We start from the raw sequence: 423 nt of genomic DNA, 5'->3' as shown, positions 1-423 counted from the left end.
ACTTAGCAGTAAAGCGTGCATCTCCCACTGCCAGGGCCTCATCCACAATAAGAATTTCCGGGTCAACATGGATTGCCACCGCAAATGCTAAGCGTGCATACATTCCACTAGAATATGTCTTGACGGGCTGCTCTAAAAAATCACCTAATTCCGAAAAATCCAAAACATCCTGCATACGTGATTCCATCGCTTCACGAGGAACGCCCAAAATTGCAGCATTCAGGTAAGCGTTTTCACGCCCAGTAAATTCCGGATTAAATCCTGCACCCAGTTCCAACAGCGCAGCTATTCGACCTTTGACCCTCACTTCACCAATTGTTGGCTGCAATGTTCCACAAATAATTTGTAGCAGAGTAGACTTACCGCTGCCGTTTTGTCCTATTATGCCAACAGTCTCTCCGCGTCCTATTTCAAAGGAGACAT

Annotated in this window: 1 protein-coding gene; it reads right to left on the bottom strand. The window is 46.1% G+C overall.

What is annotated here, in order from left to right; translation table 11 throughout:
* Nucleotides 1-423, bottom strand: a 423-nt coding sequence (locus tag FGG79_RS21420; protein ID WP_138782007.1) for an ABC transporter ATP-binding protein, incomplete at both ends; no start/stop codon positions are given.

Source organism: Bacillus sp. BHET2, from assembly GCF_005938125.1.
Classification (GTDB): Bacteria; Bacillota; Bacilli; order Bacillales; family Bacillaceae_B; genus Rossellomorea.
Note: the sequence above shows the minus strand (reverse complement) of the source record. Positions and strands in the feature narration are given on the sequence as shown.